This is a genomic window from Sphingomonas sp. ASY06-1R, assembly GCF_052180265.1.
Taxonomy (GTDB): Bacteria; Pseudomonadota; Alphaproteobacteria; order Sphingomonadales; family Sphingomonadaceae; genus Sphingomonas_I.
On sequence record NZ_CP197464.1, the window covers coordinates 269,374 to 293,794 of the forward strand.

Genomic DNA, 24,421 nt, shown 5'->3' on the forward strand with positions numbered 1-24,421 from the left:
AGACGCTGTCGTTACACGCCTCGCAAAAGCCGCGTCATGCTGAACTTGTTTCAGCATCCATCTTTGCTTGAGCGACATCGCCTGTTGCGAAATGGATGCTGAAACAAGTTCAGCATGACGGCGGTCTCTGCTTCTTGCGGATCGCCCCGATCACTCCTCCTCGTCGGGATAGGGGCCTTTGCCGCCTTCGGCGATGAAGCGGTCGATGCGCGCCGTCAGGACGGGGAGCGGCACCGACCCCAGTTGCAGCACGACATCGTGGAAGGCGCGGATGTTGAACCGGGCGCCCAGCGCCGCCTCTGCCTTGGCGCGGCCTTCGCGGATCGCCATTTCGCCCAAATAATAGGACAAGGCCTGGCCCGGCCACGAAATGTAGCGATCCACTTCGGTCGCGATCTCATGATCGGACAAAGCGGTATTGTCGTGGAGGAAGGCGAGCGCCTGATCGCGCGTCCAGCCCTTGTGGTGGATGCCGGTGTCGACCACCAGCCGGGCGGCGCGCCACATCTGGTAGCTCAGCATGCCGAACCGCTCATAGGGTGTTTCGTACATCCCCATCTCGTCGCCCAGCCGCTCGCAATAGAGCGCCCAGCCTTCGCCATAAGCGGAGATGTAGAGCGTCTGGCGGAATTTGGGCGCGGTCTTGTTCTCCGCCGCCAGCGGGATCTGGAAGGCATGGCCCGGCGCGCTTTCGTGCAACGTCAGCGCCGGCAATTGATAGAGCGGCCGCGATGGCAAATTATAGGTGTTGAGCAGATATTCGCCCGGGCCGCCGCGCCCCGCCGTGTAGAAAGGCGCGATGTCCGCCGGGACCGGCACGATCCCGAAGCGGCGGCGCGGCAGGTGGCCGACATAGAGGCCGATCTTGCGGTCGACCTCCTTCGCCGTCCACGCCGCGCGATCCAGCAATTCCTGCGGGGTCTTGGCATAGAAACGCGGATCGGTGCGCAGGAAGGTCAGGAAGGCGGGCAGATCGCCGTCAAAGTCCGTCTCCTTCATCACCTCCAGCATCTCGGCATGGATCTTGGCGACTTCGGCAAGGCCGGTGGCGTGGATCTGATCGGGCGTCAGATCCAGCGTGGCATAGGCCTTGATCTGCGCGGCATACCAAGCCTTGCCGTTCGGCAGCGCCTCGGCCGCCAGCGTGGTGCGCGTATGCGGCAGATAATCCTCGCGCAGGTAGGTGAGCAGGGTGCGGTAGGCGGGCAGCGCCTGGGCATCGATCGCCTGTTTCGCCTCGGCCCGCAGCGCCGCCTGCGTCGCGGCGGGAATGGTCGCGGGCATCGCCTTGAACGGGGCGTAGAGGAAGCTCGCTTCCGCCGTCCGCGCCGCGGCCGCCTGGGCGACCGCCGCATCGCGCCCCGTGAGCGTGATGCGCGGCGGGGTGAAGCCGCGCGCGGCGCCGGCGCGCATATTGGCGATCTGCTCGGCGAAAAAGGCGGGCAGTTCGTGCAACTGGGCGATCCAGTTGCGATAGTCGGTCTCGGTCTTGAACGGGCGCCGCGCGGTGTAGCCCAGGTCGCTCCAGAAGCTGCTGTCCGAATTGGCCGGCATCTCATAATCGCGGAAGGCCAGCGCGGCGATGCGCGTCTCCAGATCGAACCGGTACACCGCATAATCCACCGCGGTGGCACGCGAGAGGCTGGCGGGCTTGATCGCATCGATCTCGCGCATCACCTGGCGCAGATAGTCGAGCCGGCGCGCCTGCGCGGCGGGGCGCACATCCTGCAGATGTGGCGCGATCCGCTCATCATCCTCGCCGCCGCCGCTATCGGTCTGCGCCCAGCCATATTCGCGCTCGCTGATCGCGCGGAAACGGGCATCGTCGGCCGGCGCGGCCAGTGCAGGGGCGGCGGCGCCGAGGCACAGGATCAGGGCAGGCAGCAGGCGCATTCAAATCTCCCGGCGCGCACGTACCGCGGCCGATTGACTTGAAGCGGGTGGCGGCGCCAAGCGCAAGCCATGCGCTTCTTCTCCGACAATGCCGCCCCGGTCCATCCCACCGTTTTCGCGACCATGGCCGCGGCCGACCAGGTCGACACGGCCTATGATGGCGACGCCCTCAGCCGGGGGCTGGATGCTCGCTTTTCGGATCTGTTCGGGCGCCCCGTCACCGCCCTGTGGGTGCCGACCGGCACCGCCGCCAATGCGCTCGCGCTCGCGGCCCTGTGCCCGCCTTATGGCGGCATCCTGTGCCATCGCGATTCGCACATCCAGAATGACGAAGGCGGCGCCCCCGAATTCTACACGCATGGCGCCAAGCTGATGCTGGTTGACGGGCCGGGCGCCAAGCTGACGCCGGATGCAGTGCGCGCGGCGGCGGATGCGATCGCCAACGACGTGCATCGCGTCCAGCCGCATGCTTTGTCGATCACCAACGCGACCGAATATGGCTGCGTCTATACGCCGGACGAGGTCGCCGCGCTGGGCGCGCTCGCGAAAGACCGCGGCTGGCGCTTCCATATGGATGGGGCACGCTTTGCCAACGCCGTGGTCACGCTCGGCTGCACGCCTGCGCAATTGACCTGCGATGCGGGCGTGGATGTGCTGAGCTTCGGCTTCGTCAAGAATGGCGGGCTGTCGGCCGAAGTGCTGATCTTCTTCGACGACAGCCTCGCCGATGCCACCCGCCGCCGGCGTAAACGCGCCGGGCATTTGCTGTCCAAAGGCCGCTATCTCGCCGCGCAGCTCCATGCGATGTTGGACGACGATCTGTGGCTGGAGACCGCCCGCGCCGCCAATGGCCATGCCCAGACGCTGGCCCAGGCCGCGGCCGGCCGGCTGATCAACCCGGTCGAGGCGAACGAGCTGTTCCTGCATATGACGCCGGACGAGGCCGCGGCCCTGCGCGCCCAGGGCTTCGATTTTTACGACTGGGCGGCCGGCGAGATCAGGCTGGTGACACATTGGGCGAGCCCCGCGGACGAGGTCGCGGCGCTGGCGCGGGCGATCGCGGCCTTGTGAGTACGGCCGCCCCGCTCGATCCGCGCAGCCAGACGCGCAATGCGCTGCCCTTCGCCATCGTCACCCTGATCTGGGGATCGACCTGGCTGGCGATCCACAGCCAGTTCGGCGCGGTCTCGACGCAATGGTCGGTCTGCTATCGCTTCGCGGTGGGCGGGGCGGCGATGTTCGTCGTCGCGCTGGCGACGCGGGCCCCGCTGCGGATGAATGCCAGCGGCCATGTGACCGCGCTCGTGCTGGGTGCGGCCACCTTCATGATCAATTACAACCTGGTCTACGCGGCCGAGATGCACATCACGTCGGGGCTGGTGGCGGTGTTGTTCTCCCTGCTCGTGCCGACCAATGCCGTGCTGGCGCGGGTCTTTCTGAAGCAGCAATTGTCGCGCCCCTTCCTGCTGGGTTCGGCGGTCGCCATGCTGGGCGTGACCTTGCTCTTCCTCCACGAATGGCGCGCCACCGTCGGCGATGCGGATGAGGTGTTGCTGGGCATGGGTCTGACGCTGATGGCGGTCGCGACCGCATCGGCCGGCAATGTCCTGCAGAGCAGTGCCCGCGCCAAGGCCACGCCGATGATGACCCTGCTCGCCTGGGCGATGACCTGGGGTGCGGCGATGGATGCGGGCTTTGCCTGGGTGAGTTCCGGGCCGCCGACATTCGATCTGCGCCCCTCTTATATTGCCGGGCTGCTCTATCTGGGGATCATCGCCTCGGCGGTGGCGTTCACCTTATACTTCAACCTGATCCGCCGCATCGGCGCGGCGCGGGGAGGCTATGTCAATGTGCTGGTGCCGGTGATCGCCATGGGCTTCTCGACCCTGTTCGAACGATATCGCTGGACGATCGAGGCCGCGTTTGGGGGCGCCCTTGTGCTGCTTGGCCTGGTACTGGCAATGCGGGCGCGCGGCGACACGACCGCGCCGAGGCGAGGATCATGACCCAGTTCGACCTGACCGACGACCAGCTTGCCATCCAGGAGATGGCGCAGCGTTTCACCGCCGACGCGATCACGCCCAACGCCGCCGAATGGGACGAGCAGCATCATTTTCCGCGCGATGTGGTGAAGGCGGCGGCCGAGCTTGGCTTCGGCGCCATCTATGTGTCGGAGGAGTCGGGCGGGATCGGCCTGGGGCGGCTGGAGGCGGCGCTGATCATGGAGGCGATGGCCTATGGTTGCCCCTCCACCTCCGCCTTCATCTCGATCCACAATATGGCGGCGTGGATGGTGGACACATATGGTTCGGCCGAACTGAAGGGCCGCTATCTGCCCGATATGGTGACGTGCGATCGGCTGGGCTCTTATTGCCTGACCGAGCCCGGCTCCGGATCGGACGCGGCCGCGCTCAAGACCAAGGCGGTGCGCGACGGCGATTCTTATGTCGTGTCCGGCTCCAAGGCGTTCATTTCGGGCGCGGGCGAGAATGAGATTTACGTCACCATGGTCCGCACGGGCGAGGAAGGCCCCAAGGGCATTTCCTGCCTCGTGATCGAGAAGGATATGGCCGGCGTCAGCTTCGGCGCCAACGAGAAGAAGCTCGGCTGGCGCTCCCAGCCCACCCGCCAGGTCAATTTCGACAATGTCCGCGTGCCGGCCGAAAATTTGCTCGGCGTGGAGGGCGAAGGCTTCAAGATCGCCATGTCCGGCCTCGACGGCGGCCGCCTCAATATCGGTGCCTGCTCGCTCGGCGGGGCACAGCGCTGCCTGGATGAAGCGATCAGCTATACGCGCGAACGGCGCCAGTTCGGCCAGCGCGTCGCCGACTTCCAGGCGACCCAGTTCACGCTCGCCGATATGGAGACGGAGCTGCAGGCCGCGCGGACGCTTCTCTATGCCGCCGCCGCCAAGGTCACCGCGGGCGCGCCGGACAAGACCAAGTTCGCGGCCATGGCGAAACGCTTCGCGACCGATACGGGGAGCGCGGTCGTCGATCGCGCGCTGCAACTGCATGGCGGCTATGGTTATCTTCAGGATTATCCGGTCGAACGCTTCTTCCGCGATCTGCGTGTTCACCGCATCCTGGAAGGCACGAACGAGATCATGCGCGTCATCATCGCGCGGGAGCTGCTGCGCCAATGATATGCCACCCCAATCCGTTCGTGCTGAGCGAAGTCGAAGCACGCTGCGGCCAACGTCTTTCGACTTCACTCAGGACGAACGGTCGATGACTGATGACGTCCTCACCCTCGTCGACGGCAAGGTCGGCCGCCTGCGGCTCAAACGGCCGAAGGCGCTGCATGCGCTGACCGAGCCGATGTGCGCGGCCATGCTCGATGCCGTTGCCGCATGGCGCGCCGATCCGGCAGTCGAGCTGATCCTGTTGGATCATGCCGAAGGGCGCGGCTTTTGCGCGGGCGGCGACGTGCGCGCGGTGGCGGAAAGCGGCCAGGGCGACGGTGCCGCCGCCCGCGCCTTCTTCCACCGCGAATATCAGCTCAACCATCTGCTATTCACCTCGGCCAAGCCGATCGTCAGTGTCATGGACGGCGTGGTGATGGGCGGCGGCGTCGGCATCGCGCTGCCGGCCCGATATCGCGTTGCGACCGAACGCACGATGTTCGCCATGCCGGAGGCGACGATCGGCCTGTATCCCGATGTCGGCGGCGGCTGGTATCTGTCGCGCCTGCCCGGGCGGATCGGCCAATATCTGGCGCTCACCGCCGCCCGGCTTAGTGGCGCGGACGCTGTCGCGATCGGCCTTGCCACCCATTATATTCCGTCCGACCGGCTCGACGCGGTCAAGGCGGCGCTGCTGGCCGATCCGCAGGCTGCGGCTTCGATCCTAGACGATGCCGCGATCGTCCCGCCCGACGCGCCGATCCTCGCCCAGCAGGCGCAGATCGATCGCCTGTTCGCGGCCGAGGCACTGGAAGACATTCTCGCCGCGCTCGACGCCGATGATAGCGATTGGGCGCGGGATGTCGTGGCGGGCCTGCGCACCAAATCGCCCTTGTCGTGCAAGATCGCACTGCGCCTGCTGCGCGAATCCGCGCTGCGCACCGATTTCGGGGATGAGATGCGCGCCGAATATGGTCTATCGGTCCATGTCTGCCAGCGGCACGACTTCCTGGAAGGCGTGCGCGCCTTGCTGATCGACAAGGACAATGCGCCGCGCTGGGACCCGGCCACGCCCGAAGCGGTGACGGAGACCGTGCTCGACACGATCTTCACGCCGTTGCCCGACGGAGAAGCGTGGGAGCCCTTGCGGCTCTGACGTCCGTCACCCTGAACTTGGTGCAGATTGCAAAGTGGATGCTGAACCGATGACCGATTACGAGACCCTTCTGATCGAACGCCACGACGCGGTCACGCTCGTCCGCCTCAACCGGCCCCAGGCGCTGAATGCGCTGAACACGCAGGTCTTGTCCGATCTGATCGCGGTCTTTGCGGCCTATGACGCCGATCCGGGGCAGCGTTGCCTCGTGCTGACCGGCAGCGAAAAGGCCTTCGCCGCGGGCGCCGACATCAAGGAGATGCAGGCGCAGGGCTTTGCCGACATGTATGCCAGCAACTTCTTCGCCGGCTGGGAAAAGGTCACGGGCACGCGCAAGCCGTGGTTTGCGGCCGTGTCCGGCTTCGCGCTGGGTGGCGGCTGCGAGGTGGCGATGATGGCCGATTTCATCCTTGCCGCCGACAGCGCCAAATTCGGCCAGCCGGAGATCAAGCTGGCGGTCGGGCCGGGTATGGGAGGCTCGCAGCGTCTGGCCCGCGCGGTCGGCAAGGCCAAGGCGATGGAGATGTGCCTGACCGGCCGCATGATGGGCGCGGAGGAGGCCGAGCGGAGCGGCCTGGTATCGCGCATCGTGCCTGCGGCGTCGCTGATCGAAGAGGCGTTGAAGACCGCCGCCGAAATCGCCGCCATGCCCCCGCTGGCCGCGATCGCGGTCAAGGAAATGGTCAACGCCGCGTTCGAGGGTGGCCTGGCGCAGGGCATCAATTTCGAGCGGCGTCTGTTCCACGGCCTGTTCGGCACCGAGGACCAGAAAGAGGGCATGGCCGCCTTCGTCGAAAAACGGCCGGGGAATTGGGCGGGAAAATGAGGTCGCCCCGGCGGAGGCCGGGGCCGCCATATTCTGGGTACAGGCGTTACGCTACCAGCGGCCCCGGCCTTCGCCGGGGCGACGGAGAGAGATAGCAATGGCCAAGATCGGCTTTATCGGGCTCGGCAATATGGGCGGCGGCATGGCCGCAAACCTCGTCAAGGCGGGGCATGAGGTCCACGCCTTCGATCTGGCCGAGGCGGCGCTTGCCCATGCCGAGCAAGCCGGCTGCCTTCGCGTCAAATCGGCACGGGAGGCGTCGGCCGATGTCGACGCGGTCGTCACGATGCTGCCGGCCGGAAGCCATGTCCGCCAGGTCTATGCCGATTGCATCATCGGCGCCGCGCCCAGCAGCGCGATCCTGATCGATTGCTCGACCGTCGATGTCGCCAGCGCCAAGACGGTCGGCGCGGCGGCGGCGGAGCAGGGTTATGCGATGGTGGATGCCCCGGTATCGGGCGGTATTGCGGCGGCCAATGGCGGTACGCTGACCTTCATGGTGGGTGGGCCGGACGACGCCTTTGCCCAGGCTCAGCCGATCCTGGCGGCGATGGGCAAGGCGGTGATCCATGCCGGCGGCACCGGCGCGGGCCAGGCCGCCAAGATCGCCAATAATATGCTGCTCGGTGCCACCATGGTCGCAACCTGCGAGGCATTCCTGCTGGCGAAGAAGCTCGGCCTCGACCTCCAGACCTTTTACGATATTTCCTCCAAAGCCTCGGGCCAGAGCTGGTCGATGACGAGCTATTGCCCTGTCCCAGGGGTGGGACCCGAGACGCCGGCGGATCGGGACTATCAGGGCGGGTTCGCCACCGCGCTGATGCTGAAGGATCTCAAGCTCGCCATGGGTGCCGCCCACGACGCCAATGCCAGCGTACCGATGGGCGCGGCGGCGGAGGCTTTGTACCAGGCCTTCGCCAATGGCGGGAATGGCGCTCTCGATTTCTCGGCGATCATCCGCCTGCTGGATTCCGACGGCAGCCAATAAGCCGCTGCCGGCCCGGTCAGGCGGTTTGCGGGCGCGGCGCCGGGCGGCGCGGCGTTCGGCGCAGGAACCAGAAGGACCAGACAGCCAGGGATCCGAGCAGCGCCAGCGCCAGACCGGATATCGTCATGACGATCCGAAAGGCGAGCCCGCCGACCGCGGCCGAATGGAGCGGAAAGAGCAGGCCGAAGGCGCGGACCTGCGCGGGCAGGCGTGTGGCGTCGCGCACGTCGACGATCCGTCCGCTGTCCGCCGCGAACCAGATCGTCGTGCGGCCATTGGGCAGCCATTCGTCGGACTGCTTCATCCGCAGGGTGATGAGGCCGCTGCCGCCGCGCGGCAGGTTCAGCACGCGGATGTCGGCATCGGGAAAGCGGTCGTGCGCGGCGCGGATCATGGCCGCCCAGTCCAGCTTCGCAGCCAGCGCCATCTTGTCGACCTTGGGCGGTGCGGCCGCCTGCCGCATCGCCGCGGTGGCGCCCGGCCCCAGCAGGATGGAAGCGAGCGGCCGGAACACCAGCACCGTGCCCGTCACGCAGGACAGGAGCAGCAAAGGCGCGACGACGATGCCGAGATCGCGATGATGCCGCAGGAACGCCGGATGGCTATGCCGTTTGGGCAGCAGCCGGAAGGCGAAGCTGCGTCGGGTCCGCCACCACAACAACGTCCCCGTCGCGACGAACACAATGCCTGCCAGGCCGGCAATGCCGACGAATGTCTCGCCGCGGTCGCCGGAGAACAGATGGCGGTGGAAATCGAACAACCACAATTCGGGCCGTTGCCATTGGCTGTCCCAGCGCGCCAGCGTCCGCCCGGTCTGATCCGTATAGGCGCCGGCGCCACCGCTGAACGTCAGCCGATCCACGGCGAAGCCCGGGGACGCGAAGACGATCCCTTCCGGCCGCCTTGCCGGATCGGCCATCGCCTGGGCTACCCGCGCGGCGATGTGGACAGCGTCCCGATCGACCGCGTCCTGCTTGTGCGCCACCATCGTCCAGGCGTCGCGATGCACCAGGATCGCGCCCGACAGGCCGATCAGCGCCAGCAAAAGCCCGATCGATCCGCCCAGCCAGCGATGGAGCCATTCGATCCAGCGCATCAGAAGCTGATACGCGCCGTGCCCAGCACCGAACGCGGCGCGCCGGGCGTGTTGAGCAACGGCGAGGTGCCGTGGCCGGAGACGATGTAGCGCTTGTTGGTCAGGTTATAGCCGTTGATCTGGAACCGCACCGCGCCGACATAGACCCACGCCACCGCGTCCGCGGTGACATAATGCGGCAGCACCGTCGTATTGGCCGGATCGGCAAAGCGATCGCCGACATAGTTCATGCCGCCGCCAATGCCGAAGCGCCCGGCAAAGCTCTTGGTCAGAAAGGCATTGGCGGAATTTTTCGGCGTGATCGTCGCGCGCTTGTCGGCGAATAGCGGGTTGGCCGAGGCGGTGACGCGCGTATCCAGATAGGCGTAGCCCGCGATCGCCTGGAAGCCCGACGGCAAGTTGAGCTGGCCGGACAATTCCACGCCGCGCGTGCGCTGCGTGCCGATCGGCACGAGCAAAGTTGGCGTCAGCGGATCGCTGCCCTTGATGCCGGTGCGCCGGAGGATGAAGCCCGCCGCCTGCACGTTCAGCCGTCCGCCGAGGAAGGTATATTTGGCGCCGATTTCCTTGTTGGTGGTCTGCTCCGGCGCCAGATCGGCATTGTTGGCGGCGAGCGCAAACGTCTCAGCCGACGGCTGGAAGCTGCGGCTCCACGAGACATAATAGGATTGCGCGTCGTCGGGCTGGAAGACCAGACCGGCGCGCGGGCTCCATTTGCGATCGGTCCGTGACAGCCGTGCCGGGCTGCCGATGATCTGGTGCGTCTTCTGGATGAACCAGTCATGCCGCGCGCCGACCAGCAGCTTGAAGCCATGGCTCAGATCGACAAGATCCTGCACATACAGACCGCGCGTATCGAAGCTCGTATTGCTGTTCGCGCTGAGCGTGGTGAAGGCGGCATTGTTCACCACCGGCAGCACCGGGTTGAAGATCGACGTGGTGGTAAGGACGCGCGACTGGATCGTCTGCGCACCCTTCACCTGCCGGGCAATCTCGAAGCCGTAGAGAATCGTGTGCTCCGTGCCCGCGACGCGCAGCTTCTGCGTCAGCTCGGCCTGGTTCGACCAGCCATCCTCGTCGCGATCGATCCCGCCATGTTGCAGCGTGACGGTGCCGGCGGCGGCGTTCACGGCCGAGGGCAAGGTGTTCCGCCGGTTCAGGCTGTAATTGTAATGGCGGAAGCCATCGCGGAAGCTCAGGTCGTCCGAGAAACGGTGCGTCAGGATGACGGTCTGCGACAGTACCTCGCTGGCGGTCACGTCGGCATCGCGGGCATTGGCGGCGCCATAATAGGTCGAACGCGGCACATCGACCGGCCGTCCGTTGATCGCGGGAATGCCGAAATCGGTCAGGCGGCGGTCGTGCAGATAATCGGCCTCGACAAACAAGGTCGTATCGCGGCCCGCGCCCAGCAGCAGCGAAGGGGCAATCGCGAAGCGCTTGACGAATTGCTGGTCGCGGAAGCTGTCGTCATCCTCGTACGCCCCGGTCAGTCGGAAGCCGACGCCACCGGTTTCGTCGAAGCGGCCGACATCCCATTCGCCGCGCTTCTGGTCGAACGAGCCGCCGGAAATGGTGGCCGACGTGATGTTCACGTTCGGCTGTTTCAGCACGCGGTTGATCAGCCCGCCCGACGATCCGCGCCCGTACAGCACCGCCGCCGGGCCCTTGATCACCTCGACCCGATCGGTGTTGGACAGATCCCGGAAATAAAGGGCGTCGTCGCGAAAGCCGTTCACGAACTGATCGGCGATGGCGGTGAAGCCGCGGATGCTGACCTGATCGCGCTGGCCGTCGCCGGACGCGAAGCTGACGCCCGGCACATTCTTGAGCGCATCCTGCAGCGACAAAGCGCGCTGATCCAGCAGCACCTGGGCCGGCACCACCGCGATCGACTGCGGGATATCGCGCAGCGGCGCGACGATCTTGGCGGCGGACGTATCGGTCGGCGTATAGCCCTGGCGCGCGCCGGTCACGATCACCTCGTCCCGGCTGGCCTCGCCGGCATCCGCGGCGGCAATCGTTGGAAAGCCGGCGGCACATGCGGCAACCATGCAGAGACGCGGCATGAAATTCGACAACTGGACCCCCCTATTTGCGAGCGCGTCGCATTAGCATGGAATTTGATTGTGGATAGTCCCGAAGCGGCATCATGCGACGAATGGAGGATACTTTGTCGGCCGCGCACCCCGTCCGCTCATTTCCGGATCCTGCGCAAAGGACATGGACAGGCGCCGGAGGCGCGCGCACGGCAATTGCGCTTCAGGGGGAAATGGTCCTCTTCGTAAAAGGACGGCCAATGACCTCGACGCTGCCGCGCTTCTTTGTTCTGATCGCCAGCGCCCTGCTGACGCCCTGCGCCGCCATGGCCCAAAGCGGGGCCGAGGACGGTGAGGATATTGCGCTGACCCCCGAGACGCTTGGCGATGTTCTCAGCTGCCGGTCGCATCCGGGCGCCTTTGCCTTCGCCTCGGCCCTCTTCCTTGAGGACAAGCCGCCCGCCTGGATGCGCAAGATCAAGGACGACAAGGCGACCGAAGGCATGATCGGCCTGTACGGCTTCACGCTGGCCAAGCCGGCCGCGCTGCTCGGCGAACAGGTGACGACGGTCTATTTCCTGCAGGATTGGGTGGTGACGTTGTGGCCGCGCGCCAAGGCGCTCGCCTTCATTCAGGCGCAGAAGATGGAGCGCGCGCCGATCAAGGCGACCGAGCAATATTATCGCTTCATCGATCCGGACAGCGGCCCGATGCTCGGCGCGTTCGAGCCAACCGGCGGCGCGCTGTCGGCGATGCTGGCCAAGGCGTTCGGCGCCGAGGAGCCATCCAAAGCCCCGCCCAGCGACCGCCTGTTCGTCGGCTGCAATTACACCACCGCCTCGCAAGCGGATTTCCTGGCTGCGGCGGGCCAGGCCGACGCCATGACAGGCGCCGCCGCCAAGGACATTGCCAAGAGCGTAAGCCAGCCGGACCGCCAGTAAGCCGGGGACCAGCGCTCCATTTTTGCGGCTGCCGGCCGACGAGGCGCTCTGCCCACGCGCCGGGCCAGGGGTAAGGTCCGTGGATGCCAGCCTGCGCTGGCATGACTACGGTGTGGCCAAGCGCGCGGCGGGTGGGGAGACGTGCGCGTCGGCGGCCGCCCACACCGCGATCGCCTCCCTACACCGTCACCCCAGCGCAGGCTGGGGTCCATGCCGCCATCCGCGGAGCCGCGGCGCGGGTGCGGCTACAGATATTTCGCCAGTGCGCCGAGCTTGGCGAGATCCGCGCGCACCGTGCTGGGGAGGGGCCCGACCAGCGCCTCCAGATGATGTTCGATATGGTCGGTCACGATCAGCGTCTTGGTCTTTTCGAGTGCCGCCACCACCGCCTGCATCTGCTGGGCGATCTTCAGGCCGTCGCTGCCCTCCTCGACCATCGTGATGATGCTGGCGAGATGCCCGTTGGCGCGACGCAGGCGATTGAGCAGGTCGGGGTTGGCGGCATGGCTCATCGTCTATCCTCCGGCATAAGGGAGCGTCTGCCAGCCCTGTAGCGCGACATAGGCGCCGACGCACAGGATCAGCGCGCCGCTGGCATAAGGCGCGCGCCGCACCAGCGTGCCGAAGCCGCCGAAGCGGCGCTCGGCGTAGCGGACGCTGAGCGCGGCGATGACCCCCGACGCGACCATCGTCAGCGCCAGCCCGATGCTGAAACACAGGACCAGCACCGATCCGAGAGCGATCTGCTTCACCTGCAGGCACAGCAGCAGCACGGTGATCGCGCCGGGGCAGGGGATGAGGCCGCCGGTCAGGCCGAACAGCATGATCTGTCCGGTGGTGACGTCGCGCCCGGCGAAGCGGCTACGGATAGCCTCCGCATGCGCGCGCTCATGGGCGTCCTGATAGCCGCCGTCGGTGCGTTCCAGCGCATGGTCGAGCGGGGACGCATGCCCGTGATCGTGCCCGTGATCGTGCTGATGGTGGTGGTCATGATCATGGTGGCTATGGGGCGCCGCGCGATGATGTTCATGCGCATGCCTTTGTTCTTGGCGCGTGCGCCACAGCATCCATCCGGCCAGCGCGAGGATCAGCAGGCCCGACGCCAGCTTGAAATAGGGTTCGGCGGCTTCGGGGCTCAGATCATGGAACAGATACACGCCGCCCAGCGCGACCGCCCACACGATTGCGGTGTGCGACAGGGTCGCCGCCAGCCCCAACAGCACCGCTTGGCCGACCGTCCCGCGCACGGCGACGATGAACGCGGCCATCATCGTTTTGGAATGGCCCGGCTCCAGCCCGTGCAGGGCGCCAAGCAGAATGGCGCTCGGCACGAACAGCCAGGCGTGGGCGGCGCCCTGTTGCAGCAGATCGGAGAGAACGGTCATAACCCGCTTTAGAATAGGATCTGCCCGTTTCCTATCCCCCCGGAGGGGATACTGCTTGGCCATCCGCCACCAAGGTCGGACTCGCGCGGGCGTCCGCATCCGCTACACCGCCCAGGGACGATGGGGAGCGCCACCTGATGAAGGCCATTATCCGATTGCTTGCTGCCTTGGTCTGCGGCCTGATGCCCGCGGCGGTGTGGGCGGATAGCCAGTTCAAGCTGCTCGTGATCGCGACGCCCAGCAAATATCATTACGAATATATTCCGGTCGCGCGCGATAGCCTGCAGCAATTGGCGCGGCTGCATGCGTTCGACGTGACCTTCACGAGCGATCCGGCCGTGTTCGACGGGGATCTGCGCCCTTATGCGGCGGTGATGTTCCTCAACACGCCGGCAGAGCAGTTGAACGAGACCCAGCGCGGTCATTTCGAGGCGTATATGCGTGCGGGCGGCAACGCCATCGTCGTGCATCGCGCCGCCATCATCCCGGCCAACGCCTGGCCCTGGTATGAGAAAATGGTCGGCCGCTCCTTCATCAACCATCCGATGATCCAGACCGCCGTGATCGATGTGGTCGACAAGGGCTTTCCCGCCGCCTTCGGCCTGCCCGATCACTGGATCTGGAGCGACGAATATTATGTCACCAACAATCCCTTCGGCGTAACGATCAACCCTGTGCTGAACGTCGACGAGACCAGCTACGATCCGACCAGGATCTGGCCCGGCCAGGTCGGCAAGCCGATGGGCAAGGTCCATCCCGAAGCCTGGTATCATTCCTATGAGAAAGGCCGCGTGTTCGTGACGCTGCTCGGCCATGTTGCCGACATGTATCGCGACGATCGCTATCTGCAGCACCTGCTCGGCGGTATCTATTGGGCGGCGACCGGACGGGGGCAGGCGGGTGCCCGATCCCGGCGGTGAGGCGGCCCCGCGCGATCTCCGGATGGAAAAGGCCGGTCAGCCCAGCCTGAAGCGGCCGCGCACATCCTCCTCCAGGATCGTGACGCGGACGATCCGCCAGTCACCCTCTTCCATCGCCCAGACATAGTCGCCGCGTCGTTCGATCTGCCAGACACGGCGGAGGAAGCCGAAGGCGGCGACCTCCACGACCGCGGTCTGGATGAGGGTTTCGCGCACATCATCGCCCGCCACGTCCAATCGTTCGCGCGTGAAGCGCGATTCGGCGCGGCGGATCTTGGCGAACTGGGCCGCGACATCCCGCATCAGGCGGGTTCGGTCGATCGTGACGCCGTCGATCTGGCGGTATTGGAGCGCGCTACCGAACATATCGCGATAGGCGGCAATATCCCGCTCGGCGAAGGCGCGCTGTGCGGTCGCGTGGCGACGGTCCAGCGCCTGTTCGATGGCGGACGGGGTCATGACGTTACCTGCCCGGTCAGCTGCAGCCTTCGCTATGTTTCAAGGTTTGACGACAGCATGGTTGTGAAAGTCCTCCGTCGATAAGGCGCATTTCCTCATCCGCAATAGGCTTCGACCACCCGTCCGTCGGCGACCGTGACCGTCACGCGTTCGATCCGATAATCCTTGGTGGTCATGTCGCCCGGCGCGATCCGGCGGACGATCGTGCCGCCGGTCAGGCGCAGGATCTGGCGGTCGTCGGGCGCGGCCTGGCCGACCAGCGCCTTGGCTGCCTCCGCCTGGCAGGTCGCTGCCGCCGCGCCGCGGCCGGTGCCGGTCGAGGCGCAGGCGCCAAGCCCCAGAAGTGCCACCAACGCGCTCGCCTTGCTCATCCTCATCGTCAGCATCCTCGTTTTTCTGCGGGTCGGCAGCGGGGCCGACCCCAATGACGGATTACCGCTCCGCCTCAGCCGCGCGACGCGCCGGGGCGGGTGGTCTGCTTCGCCCAGTCGGCAATGCCGAGGCGATCGGGCAGCGCACGCAGCCGCTGCACCAGCAATTGCCCGGGACCGCCCGGGCAACCGCTCTGTACCGATGCGCTGGTCTTGCGGCCCGCCGCATTGGTCCAGGTCACGACATAAGGCGATGTATCGCTGACGGCGGCGATGCACGCGATCGTCGCCTCGCTGCCATCCGCCGGGCGGAAGGGCGCAAGATCGCGCGCGAGGGCGCGATAGCCGGACGTGCCGACAGTGCGCGTGCGCGCGCCCAGCACGGCGGTGTGCCGCTCCCCGTCGAAACGGACGCTGCCGTCGGGCGCGACGCTGGCCGTATAGACCGGGCAGAAACCGAAGCAGGGGCCGACGGCGACGCTGATCGTCTCGCCGCTCGGCGCGGACGGTCCCGGGCGCGGCGCGGTGGCGCAGGCGGTCAGTGTGAACGCCGCCAGCAGCGCCAGCGACGATGGCAGGGCCGCCCTCATCGGGCTGCCTCCCGCAGGCCGGCCGGCAACATATAGGCCGGACAATAACGATAGGTGCTGCCCTTGCCCCGCATCGTCTGCGTGAAGGTCAACGCATCGGCTATGCGGATCGTCTGGCGTTCGGTGAAGCGCGGGGCAGGGCCGGCGCCGGCGTCGATGCAAGACTGGCTGACCTCAAAGCGATCGCCCGTGCGCGACAGGATCCGTGCCCGGCAGGCGCGCGTGTGGGCGCTGCTGATGCCGCGCCCGTCATACTGGCGGACCGCGGCGTTCGGCGCGGTCTTGCAGGCGACGTCCTTGCGGACATAGATGCCGGGCTTCAGCCGGTACACGCCGCCGGGCTTGGGCGAGGTGTCGACACTGGCGGCCGCTGCCGTCGCGGCCGCGACGCCCGCAATCAGGGTAAGCATTCGGGATAGGTGCATCGGCAGGACGTCCTCACGGGCTATTCGGGGCAGACGCTTACCGGGGGCAAGCTGAACATAGACGTCACCGCCTCGTCCCGACCTTTACCCCGATCGCGCGATCACCGTGCCCGGAAGCGTTCGGCCGCCGCCGCAATGCCCAGATAGATGGCGTCCAGATCGCCCGTGTCGATGCAATAAGGCGGCATCACATAGACCGTATTTCCCATCGGTCGGACGAGCAGATCGCGCTCGCGGAAATGCGCCGCCAGCGCGGGGCCGATCGTCGCCAGATAATCGCCATCGCCCGCCCCGATCTCGCACGCCGCGATCGTGCCGAACACGCGCGGGTTATGCACGTCGCGCAACGCCGCCATGCGCAGGCGCTGGCGGTCGCCCAGCGTGCGGATGCGCTCCAGCACGGGTTCGTCCCGCCAGATATCCAGGTTGGCGACGGCGGCGGCGCAGGCGATCGGGTTGGCGGTGTAGCTGGAGGAATGGAACAGCATCTTCGCTTTATCGGTCGATCGATGCGCCTCGAAAATCTCCGGCGTGGCCATGGTCACGGCAAGCGGGATCGCCCCGCCGGTCAGCCCTTTGGACAGGCAGAGTATGTCGGGTACCACGCCGGCCTGATCGCAGGCGAGCAACGTGCCCGTGCGGCCCCAACCGGTCATGACCTCGTCGGCGATGAACAATACGCCCGCGGCCGCGCAGATGTTGCGCATCGCTGCCAGAAGGTCCGGCGGGTAGAACAGCATCCCGCCCGCGCCCAGGACGAGCGGCTCGACGATCAGCGCCGCCGGCCGTTCGCGGCAGGCGGCCTCCAGCGCATCCAGCGTGTTCTGGCCGTGACCGGCGGGGAAGGGCAGCGCGCCGACGTCGAACAGCAGCGGCGTATAGGCCTGATTATAGACGCCGCGCGCGCCGACCGACATGCCGCCGACCGTGTCGCCATGATAGCCATGGTCCAGTGTCAGGATGCGATGGCGCGGCTCGCCCCGGTTGAGCCAGTAACCCAGCGCCATCTTCAGCGCGACCTCGACCGAGGTGGAGCCTGAATCGGAGAAGAAGACATGCGCGAGTGGCGCGGGCATCATTGCCACCAGCCGTTGCGCCAGCGTCTCGGCGGGTTCGTGTGTCCAGCCCGCGAAGATGATCTGGTCGAGCACCGCCGCCTGCGCCTGGATCGCGGCGACGATGCGCGGGTGGCGGTGGCCATGCGTCGTCACCCACCAGGAGGAAATCGCGTCGATGATGCGCCGCCCGTCGGCCGTGAACAGCGCCGCGCCTTCGCTGTGCGTGACCACCGGGATCGGTTCGTCCAGGCCGTGCTGGGTGAAGGGGTGCCAGACCGGGGAGGTCATTGCGCGAAATCCTCGATCCTGAACTGGGCCGCGAAGGCGTGGCCAAGGCGTTCGCCGTCGAGCGGGTCGATCCATGGCAGCCGGCCGAGCCGCCGGACCCCGCCCATCGCCGCGATCGTCGCCTCATTATCCGCATTGGCCTCGCCGATGAAGGCGACGCCCAGGATCGGCACGCCACGCGCGCGCAGCGCCTCGATCGACAACAGGCTGTGATTGATCGTGCCGAGCGACGTCCGCGCCGCGAGCACGACCGGCATGCGCCAACGGGCGAACAGATCGGCGAACAGCAGGTCGCGGGTGACCGGCACCAGCACGCCGCCCGCGCCTTCGGCGACCAGCGCGCCGTCGGGCGGCACGATCCCGTCGGGATCGATCGTGATGCCGTCGCATTCCGCCGCGCGATGCGGCGAAAGCGGCGCGGTCAGGCGATAGGCGCTGGGGTGGATGTGCCGCACGCCCAGCGCCGCCACCGCATCCGCATCCTCGCCATCGGCCAGGCCGGACTGGATCGGCTTCCAATAGGGCGTGCCCGTAGCGGCGGCGATGGCGGCGGACAGCACCGTCTTGCCGATGCCCGTATCGGTCCCGGTGACGATCAGGCGGATCATGCCGCTCCTCCCAGACAGGTTGCGACGACATAGGTCGCGGTGGCGCCCTCCGCTTCGAACCGTGCCATCACGGTGCGCAGCTGAGCGGGCGTGAGCGGGCGATGGCCGGGCTGCGGCGTTCCCGCGCCGATCGCCTTCAGTCCGCGCAGGAAATCGCGCGCATCGGCATGATGGAGGATGCGCCGCTCCAGGCTGACCTCCAGCCCCAACGCCGCCAGCGCCTCCGCCTCGGGATAAAAGTGCAGCCCGCAGGGGAGGTCACCATGGGCGCGTCGCCATTCGGCAAAGCTGCCCGCCGCCAGCGTCGTGAAGGCGATCCGGCCGCCTTGGCCAAGCCGATCGCGCCAGCGCGCCAGCGTGCCCGGCAGATCGGCAAACCATTGCGCCGCCAGGCTGGAGCAGATCAGATCGTACGGGCCTTCGGCATCGGGCCGCTCGCCGTCCATGACCGCGAAGCGAATTTCGGGGCGGCGCGCGAACCGGGCACGTGCGCGCGCCACCATCGCGGGCGCAATGTCCGTCATCAGCCAGTGCGCACCGGGTAGCCGATCCACCAGCATCTCCCCCAACAGGCCCGTCCCGCAGCCAATCTCCAGCAGGCGCGGCCCCTCCGGCAGCCGCAGGCCCGCGATCCGCGCGGCCAGTCCCTCGGCCACCTGCCGCTGGACGATGGCATGGCGATCATAATCCGCCGCCCGGTCGAACGCCGCCGCCACCGTCATGGCAGCACCGCCCGGATCTGCGCCGCGCACCAGTCCGGATGGGTCAGCGGCAGCAGATGGGCCGCCCCGGCCAGGGTCTGGGCGGGCGCTCCGCCGAACAGCGTCGCCCGCATCTCCGGCGGAAGGATCGGGTCGTCGCCACCGTGCAGGATCAGCCGGGGGCGCTCACCGTCGCGGGCATCGCCGGTCGCGAGCAGATCCAAATCGGCCGCCAATCGCGCGGCATCGATCGGATCCTCGGCCGGAGCGGCGCCGCTGCGGATGCGAAAGGCGTCCAGCACCTCGCCGGGCGCATCGGCAAAGCGGTGCCGCATGCGATCCACCACCCGTCGCGGCACTGCGCCGTCGCCGGCAAAGCGATCGAAGCCATTGATCGCGATCAGGCCGATGCAGCCCGGCGGCGGCGCGCAGCTCAGGATCAGGCTGCCAAGCGAATGACCGATGGCGATCAACGGCCCGTCGACCGGCTCCGCCTGCGGCCGTTCGAAATAGCCGCGATCCCAGGCGATCGTCGCCAGCGGCGCCAGCGCCTGCCGCACCCCGTCCCACAGGCGCGCATCGAACCCCCAGCCGTGCAGAAACAGCAATTTCATGCGCATTGCTCGACGATCGCATCGGCCAGCCGCGCGACATCGTCGTCTTTATGGGTGGCATGGAGCGCGATCCTTAAGCGGCTGGTGCCCGAAGGCACCGTCGGCGGGCGGATCGCCGCGGCCAGCATGCCCTTGGCCGCCACCGCGTCGGCCAGCGCGAGGGCCGCCGCTGCATCGCCGATGATCGCCGGCACGATCTGCGTGGCGCTCGCGCCGGTATCGATCCCGGCCGTCTGTAGCCGCGCCCGCAACAGATCGCCCAATCCCGCCAGCCGCGCCCGTTCGGCCGTCATGCCCGGCACCAGATCCAGCGCCGCATCGATCGCGCCGAGCATCGCCGGCGGCGGCGCGGTCGAGAAGATGAAGCCGCCGCATGTATTGACGAGATAGTCGATCAACAGCTGCGATCCCGCCACATAGGCGCCGAAACAGCCCAGCGCCTTGCTGAACGTGCCCATCACCAGATCGACGCTGCCCGGCAGCGCGGCCGACAGGCCACGCCCCTCCGGCCCCAGCACGCCGGTCGCATGGGCCTCGTCCAGATACAGGAAGGCGTCGTGCGCGCGGGCGATGGCGGACAGGCGGGCAAGGTCGACCCGGTCGCCGTCCATGCTGAACACGCTCTCCGTGACGATCAGCCGGGGGCCGGCATGGTCGTTGTGCGCCGCCAGCAGCGCCTCCAGATGATCCAGATCATTATGGCGAAAGCGCAATTGGCGATGGCCGGCGGCACCGGCATGCAGGCTGGCATGGTTCAGCCGGTCGCTGAACAGCAGCGCGTCCGGCGCCGCCTTCAGCAAGGCGGCGAGCACGGCGGCGTTGCAATGCCAGCCCGATGGGAACAGCAATGCCGCTTCGCTATGCTTGAAGGCGGCGATCTTCCGCTCCAGCGCAAGATGCGCCTCGCGCGTGCCGGTCACCAGCCGCGACGCGCCCGCACCCGCGCCCAGCCGCTTGGCCCACTCCGCCGCGCGCTCGGCCAGCAGCGGATGCGCCGACAGGCCCAGATAATCGTTGCTGGAAAAGTCGATCAGCGTCGCCCCGTCCCGCACCAATCGGGCATCGCCCGCGGGCGCGCTGACCCGCAGGGTCCTGCGTTCGTGGCGCGCGTCGATCCGCTCCAGCGCGCTGCGAAACCGGGTCTCCATGCTCGTCATCGCGCCCCTTTAGGCGAGCGCGTCGCGAGTTGCACCAAGGCGCTATGGGGCGCCGCACGTCGGGTAGTGCGGCAACCTCCCCCGCAATGTGCTGCGCCAGGTCAGTTCATACGTCACCAGAAAGCCGTCATGGTCCGAAAGCTTGGGGCTGTGCGGGCTGCCGTCGAACACCGCCTCCACGCGAACCGGCCGAACATCCACCGTCGCCCCGGCGGAGGCCGGGGCCGCTGGAAATGCGGACCGGCGCTTGTCGGCAGCGGCGGCGGCCGGGGCGACGGCCTCGCCGCTCTCGAAAAACTGCAGATCCTGCGTATCCATCCACGGCGCGTCCCCGTCCCACGACATGCGCACGTCGCACCCGCCGCGCGGATCGGCGCAGACCGCATGGACCAGCGTCAGGGCTTGGTAGCGGGTGAAATTCTCCCACCGTTCTTCCGAATGGCGCATGTTGAAATCGCCGCCGAAGATAATCCCCGCCGCATCGTCATGCGTGCGATCGATGAAGCGCGATGCAGCCAGCGATTGCCGCTCATGCGCGGCGACGTGGCGCGCTTCCGGCGCACCGGACGCCCCGCGCGAATTCATATGCGTGTTATAGACGTCGACCGGCACCGGCAGGCCGGGAAGCGCGATCCGCGCCAGCATGATCCCCTTATTGGCCAGGCAGTCGCGGCCGGCGCAGGCGCGCGGGCCAAAGGCGTGCTGCTCTTGCGCGACGATCGGAAAGCGCGACGCGATCACCAGCCCGCTGCCCGCCAGATGCACCCCGATTTCCGAGAGCATCCTCTTGCCCGGCAACGGCGCCAGGGGCGGAGCGTCGGAGCGGGTGGTACGGCGCGGCCCCGGCGCCAAGGCAGGATATCCGCTCGCCGCCACGGCGTGCTTGGCCGGACCGCTGAACACCTCCTGGAACAGGATGATATCCGGCGCGATGCCCGCCCGCCGCATCGCGTCCAGCCGCGCGCCAATCTGTGCCAGCAGCGGCGCGCGATTCTTGCGGGCCGGCCAGCCCAGCCCTTCGATATTATAGGTCAGCACGGACAGGCGCAGGCGATGCGTCGCCCCGCCATCGTCCGATGTCGCCGCCACCGCGGGCATGCAGGAGGCCGACCGCACCGGCGGCGCCACCCCGCACCCGCCAAGCAGGGCGAACGACGCGCACGTCGCGATCAAGCCGAAAAAGCGGGCCTGCCGGATCATAGCGTCATCTGGTCCAAAATTGTCACGCCTACTTCGAACGTCCACGCCGCCTTAGCAGGGTATCGCAGAGACGATCGAGGACAGCAGATGAAGGATCCCCCGCGTGACGCGCGCTTTGAGGAGGGCAATGTCGCACAGCAATCCGAAGATCAGGACCAGCCATATCGCGTAAGCATAGCCCGTATAATCGGCGTACAGGATCGTGAAGAACCAGTTTTGCCCGAACAGATAGAAGATGCTGCTCGCGATGGTCGCGACGCACAGCATGACGGCCGGCAGGAACAAGGCACCGATATGCTGCGGCTTTAGCGCGGACAGGGCCAGCAGCGCCAAAAAGGCCAGCAGGTTGGTCGCCGCGAAAATGCGCAGATCGCGCAGCAGGTCGCCCACGATCGCGCCATATTGGCCCAGGATCAGACGCTGTAGCTGCGGTGCGGCTCGCTCCATTTCCGGAATATGAAGATGGCTGGACAGGGCAAGGCCATCCAGCAGGAAAACGCGACAGGGGCATTGCGGATCCTGCAGCCGCTGCACTGTCGCCTTGATCCGTGGCTTCAATTCTCCCCCCAATTGCGCCCGCAGGGCCGCGATCTCGCGGCTATGCTGGGTGGACAAGGCCTCTGCGAGGCGGCCGAGCCTCGTTCCATCCAGCCTATCCTGAACATTGCCGATCTTGGCCGCGACCTGTTGCTCGATCTGCCGCTCGATGAAGCTGCGCGCCGCCCGCTCGACGGTGATCGGCGACCAGGAAGCGAGCGCCAGCACCAGGCCGAACACCAGCGCGCCGCTGAGGCCGACGAGGCGGATTATGAGCGCTTTCCAGCGCGCGTTTGAAGGGGGCAATGCAGGCGGCCACGATTGGGAGGGATAAGCGAATCCACCATGATGCGCGGACCGTGTCAAACCCGATGCGGATCGGCGCTGGCCGCGACGTCGTGGAGGGGCGCTGTGGTTGACTGGTCCCGGATCAGAAGCCACACAGGCGCACGGCGCAGAATCCTGCGTCGATCCAGGAAGCGAGAACATGTCCAGCGACAGTTCCAGTAGGGCCGCACGCCCCGTGGTCGTCCGCTAGTTCGCACTGGCTGTCGTCCGCAGGGTCGTGCGGACGAAGAGGTGTATCATGATGAACAGCCTGACTGCCGGCGTTGCCGCCGGGTTCCGGCGCGACAAAAGCGGCGTCTACCTCGCCGATGTCGTCGAAATGCTCCAGTCGCTGCCGCGCGCGGACGCGGCGGCGGCGCTCGCGCACATGCCCGACGTGCGTGCGGTGGGCGCGCTCGACCGGCCCGAATTCACCGCCGCACCAGAGGTGGTGGCCCTGTTGCCATTGCCGCGGGCGGTGCACCTTGTCGCGGAAATGGCGGAGGATCGCGCGGCGGACCTGCTCTCCGCCATGGCGCCAAAGGCTGCGGGGGCCATTCTCGCCGCGTTGACGCCAGAGGTGCAGCATTCGCTCCACCGCCTGCTGGCCTGGCCGGACGACAGCGCCGGCGGCATGATGACGACCGAATATGTCGCCTGCGCGGCCGATGCCAGCGTGGGCGACGTGCTCGATCATATCCGCACGGTCGAGCGCAGCCGCGAAACCATCTATTCGGTATTCCTGATCGACGGCGATGGCCGGCTGGTTGCCACCATTTCGCTGCGCCGGCTGATCGCTGCCGACCCCGCTAGCCCCGCGCTGGATCTGGCGCGCGGCCGTGGTCCGGTGACGGTGCCGCCCGAACTGGATCGCGAACAGGTCGCCGATCTCATCCGCCGCCACGATCTGCTCGCCTTGCCCGTGATCGATGAAGCGGGCCGGCCGCTCGGCATCGTCACGGTCGACGACGTGCTGGATGCGCTCGTCGCCGAGCATACCGAGGATGCGCAGAAATTCGGCGGGGTCGAGGCGCTCGATCGCCCCTATCTGGAAACCGGCTTCTTCGCGATGATCCGCAAGCGCGCCGGCTGGCTGAGTGTGCTGTTCCTGTCGGAAATGCTCACGGCGAGCGCGATGCAGCATTTCGAGACGGAGCTGGAGCGCGCGGTCGTGCTCACCCTGTTCATCCCGCTGATCATGAGCTCGGGCGGCAATAGCGGCAGCCAGGCGACGTCGCTCCTCATCCGCGCGCTGGCGCTGGGGCAGGTGCGGCTGCGGGATTGGTGGCGGGTGGCGCTGCGTGAGCTGCCGGCGGGGCTGGTGCTCGGCATGATCCTGGGCGTGATCGGCATTATCCGGATCGCCGCCTGGCAGAAGCTCGGCTTCTACGATTATGGCCCGCACTGGATCTTGATCGCGGCGACGGTGGGCGCGGGCCTGGTCGGGATCGTCACGTTCGGCTCCATCGCCGGGTCGATGCTGCCCTTCGTGCTGCAGCGGCTGGGGTTCGATCCGGCCAGCGCGTCGGCGCCCTTCGTCGCCACATTGGTGGATGTCACGGGGCTGGTCATCTACTTCTCGATCGCGCTCGCGATCCTGTCCGGCACGCTCCTGTAGGCGCGGGCGGCAGGCCGCACTGGCGCGCGCGCGTCGCGCACGCTAGAGGCCCGCCGCGCTGTTCAAGGGGGGAAGATGGGGGTGACGTTGCGGCGCGCGC

The 24,421-nt window shown here is 67.3% G+C and carries 25 protein-coding genes; 9 read left to right on the forward strand and 16 right to left on the reverse strand.

Annotated elements, in window-relative coordinates; all coding sequences use genetic code 11:
* Window positions 1–150: 150 nt before the first annotated feature.
* Entirely contained in the window at window positions 151–1,893 is a 1,743-nt protein-coding gene (locus ACSBM8_RS01360; RefSeq protein WP_442679885.1) for a DUF885 domain-containing protein, read from the reverse strand.
* Between the two features lie 69 nt (window positions 1,894–1,962).
* Here ACSBM8_RS01360 and ACSBM8_RS01365 point away from each other — a divergent pair, with 69 nt between their 5' ends.
* From ACSBM8_RS01365 to mmsB, 6 genes are all read left to right on the forward strand, one after another.
* Entirely contained in the window at window positions 1,963–2,964 is a 1,002-nt protein-coding gene (locus ACSBM8_RS01365; RefSeq protein ID WP_442679886.1) for a threonine aldolase family protein, read from the forward strand.
* Window positions 2,961–3,899, forward strand: coding sequence for a DMT family transporter (locus tag ACSBM8_RS01370; protein WP_442679887.1), 939 nt, complete (start codon window positions 2,961–2,963; stop codon window positions 3,897–3,899). The genes ACSBM8_RS01365 and ACSBM8_RS01370 overlap by 4 nt, the downstream gene beginning before the upstream one ends.
* Window positions 3,896–5,038 (forward strand): acyl-CoA dehydrogenase family protein, encoded by a 1,143-nt coding sequence (locus ACSBM8_RS01375; RefSeq protein WP_442679888.1) that lies wholly within the window; start codon window positions 3,896–3,898, stop codon window positions 5,036–5,038. The genes ACSBM8_RS01370 and ACSBM8_RS01375 overlap by 4 nt, the downstream gene beginning before the upstream one ends.
* Before the next feature lie 85 nt (window positions 5,039–5,123).
* Window positions 5,124–6,173: an enoyl-CoA hydratase/isomerase family protein gene (locus ACSBM8_RS01380; protein ID WP_442679889.1), complete on the forward strand. Its 1,050-nt coding sequence runs from the start codon at window positions 5,124–5,126 to the stop codon at window positions 6,171–6,173.
* A gap of 49 nt (window positions 6,174–6,222) precedes the next feature.
* Complete coding sequence (locus ACSBM8_RS01385) at window positions 6,223–6,999, forward strand: enoyl-CoA hydratase-related protein (RefSeq protein ID WP_442679890.1); 777 nt, start codon at window positions 6,223–6,225, stop codon at window positions 6,997–6,999.
* Window positions 7,000–7,096: 97 nt separating this feature from the next.
* Window positions 7,097–7,987, forward strand: coding sequence for a 3-hydroxyisobutyrate dehydrogenase (gene mmsB / locus ACSBM8_RS01390; RefSeq protein ID WP_442679891.1), 891 nt, complete (start codon window positions 7,097–7,099; stop codon window positions 7,985–7,987).
* A gap of 16 nt (window positions 7,988–8,003) precedes the next feature.
* On the opposite strand, the gene ACSBM8_RS01395 is transcribed toward mmsB, so the two are convergent.
* Window positions 8,004–9,083, reverse strand: coding sequence for a PepSY-associated TM helix domain-containing protein (locus ACSBM8_RS01395; RefSeq protein ID WP_442679892.1), 1,080 nt, complete (start codon window positions 9,081–9,083; stop codon window positions 8,004–8,006).
* Window positions 9,083–11,164: a TonB-dependent receptor gene (locus ACSBM8_RS01400; RefSeq protein WP_442679893.1), complete on the reverse strand. Its 2,082-nt coding sequence runs from the start codon at window positions 11,162–11,164 to the stop codon at window positions 9,083–9,085. Before ACSBM8_RS01400 ends, ACSBM8_RS01395 begins: the two co-directional genes overlap by 1 nt.
* 218 nt (window positions 11,165–11,382) lie before the next feature.
* On the opposite strand from ACSBM8_RS01400, the gene ACSBM8_RS01405 reads away from it, so the two are divergent.
* On the forward strand, window positions 11,383–12,063 hold the full coding sequence (locus ACSBM8_RS01405) for a hypothetical protein (protein WP_442679894.1): 681 nt from the start codon (window positions 11,383–11,385) through the stop codon (window positions 12,061–12,063).
* 245 nt (window positions 12,064–12,308) lie between these two features.
* Here ACSBM8_RS01405 and ACSBM8_RS01410 read toward each other — a convergent pair whose 3' ends face one another.
* Both ACSBM8_RS01410 and ACSBM8_RS01415 read right to left on the reverse strand, forming a co-directional pair.
* Window positions 12,309–12,575 (reverse strand): metal-sensing transcriptional repressor, encoded by a 267-nt coding sequence (locus tag ACSBM8_RS01410; RefSeq protein ID WP_442679895.1) that lies wholly within the window; start codon window positions 12,573–12,575, stop codon window positions 12,309–12,311.
* A gap of 3 nt (window positions 12,576–12,578) precedes the next feature.
* Window positions 12,579–13,448 carry a nickel/cobalt efflux transporter gene (locus tag ACSBM8_RS01415; RefSeq protein WP_442679896.1) on the reverse strand — a complete coding sequence of 290 codons (870 nt, stop codon included), beginning with the start codon at window positions 13,446–13,448 and terminating at the stop codon, window positions 12,579–12,581.
* A 137-nt stretch (window positions 13,449–13,585) separates the two neighbouring features.
* Between ACSBM8_RS01415 and ACSBM8_RS01420 the strand changes: the two genes are divergently transcribed.
* Window positions 13,586–14,368, forward strand: a complete 783-nt coding sequence (locus ACSBM8_RS01420) for a ThuA domain-containing protein (protein WP_442679897.1) — start codon at window positions 13,586–13,588, stop codon at window positions 14,366–14,368.
* Window positions 14,369–14,404: 36 nt separating this feature from the next.
* Here ACSBM8_RS01420 and ACSBM8_RS01425 read toward each other — a convergent pair whose 3' ends face one another.
* The 11 genes from ACSBM8_RS01425 to ACSBM8_RS01475 all read right to left on the reverse strand — a co-directional run bounded on the left by ACSBM8_RS01425 (window position 14,405) and on the right by ACSBM8_RS01475 (window position 22,682).
* Window positions 14,405–14,827, reverse strand: coding sequence for a hypothetical protein (locus ACSBM8_RS01425; RefSeq protein WP_442679898.1), 423 nt, complete (start codon window positions 14,825–14,827; stop codon window positions 14,405–14,407).
* Between the two features lie 95 nt (window positions 14,828–14,922).
* Window positions 14,923–15,204: an I78 family peptidase inhibitor gene (locus ACSBM8_RS01430; RefSeq protein ID WP_442679899.1), complete on the reverse strand. Its 282-nt coding sequence runs from the start codon at window positions 15,202–15,204 to the stop codon at window positions 14,923–14,925.
* Between the two features lie 68 nt (window positions 15,205–15,272).
* The gene (locus ACSBM8_RS01435; protein WP_442679900.1) at window positions 15,273–15,788 is read right to left on the reverse strand and encodes a DUF6438 domain-containing protein; all 516 of its coding nucleotides are present in this window, start codon (window positions 15,786–15,788) and stop codon (window positions 15,273–15,275) included.
* Entirely contained in the window at window positions 15,785–16,198 is a 414-nt protein-coding gene (locus ACSBM8_RS01440; protein ID WP_442679901.1) for a hypothetical protein, read from the reverse strand. The genes ACSBM8_RS01435 and ACSBM8_RS01440 overlap by 4 nt, the downstream gene beginning before the upstream one ends.
* 116 nt (window positions 16,199–16,314) lie before the next feature.
* On the reverse strand, window positions 16,315–17,559 hold the full coding sequence (locus ACSBM8_RS01445) for an adenosylmethionine--8-amino-7-oxononanoate transaminase (protein WP_442679902.1): 1,245 nt from the start codon (window positions 17,557–17,559) through the stop codon (window positions 16,315–16,317).
* Window positions 17,556–18,167, reverse strand: coding sequence for a dethiobiotin synthase (gene bioD, locus ACSBM8_RS01450; protein ID WP_442679903.1), 612 nt, complete (start codon window positions 18,165–18,167; stop codon window positions 17,556–17,558). The genes ACSBM8_RS01445 and bioD overlap by 4 nt, the downstream gene beginning before the upstream one ends.
* Entirely contained in the window at window positions 18,164–18,889 is a 726-nt protein-coding gene (locus ACSBM8_RS01455) for a methyltransferase (protein ID WP_442679904.1), read from the reverse strand. Before ACSBM8_RS01455 ends, bioD begins: the two co-directional genes overlap by 4 nt.
* Window positions 18,886–19,482, reverse strand: coding sequence for an alpha/beta fold hydrolase (locus ACSBM8_RS01460; protein WP_442679905.1), 597 nt, complete (start codon window positions 19,480–19,482; stop codon window positions 18,886–18,888). Before ACSBM8_RS01460 ends, ACSBM8_RS01455 begins: the two co-directional genes overlap by 4 nt.
* Window positions 19,479–20,639 carry an aminotransferase class I/II-fold pyridoxal phosphate-dependent enzyme gene (locus tag ACSBM8_RS01465; RefSeq protein WP_442679906.1) on the reverse strand — a complete coding sequence of 387 codons (1,161 nt, stop codon included), beginning with the start codon at window positions 20,637–20,639 and terminating at the stop codon, window positions 19,479–19,481. Before ACSBM8_RS01465 ends, ACSBM8_RS01460 begins: the two co-directional genes overlap by 4 nt.
* Before the next feature lie 42 nt (window positions 20,640–20,681).
* Window positions 20,682–21,839: an endonuclease/exonuclease/phosphatase family protein gene (locus ACSBM8_RS01470; protein ID WP_442679907.1), complete on the reverse strand. Its 1,158-nt coding sequence runs from the start codon at window positions 21,837–21,839 to the stop codon at window positions 20,682–20,684.
* A gap of 51 nt (window positions 21,840–21,890) precedes the next feature.
* Window positions 21,891–22,682, reverse strand: a complete 792-nt coding sequence (locus ACSBM8_RS01475) for a hypothetical protein (protein ID WP_442679908.1) — start codon at window positions 22,680–22,682, stop codon at window positions 21,891–21,893.
* 280 nt (window positions 22,683–22,962) lie between these two features.
* Here ACSBM8_RS01475 and mgtE point away from each other — a divergent pair, with 280 nt between their 5' ends.
* Window positions 22,963–24,321, forward strand: coding sequence for a magnesium transporter (gene mgtE, locus ACSBM8_RS01480; protein ID WP_442679909.1), 1,359 nt, complete (start codon window positions 22,963–22,965; stop codon window positions 24,319–24,321).
* Window positions 24,322–24,421 lie beyond the last annotated feature (100 nt).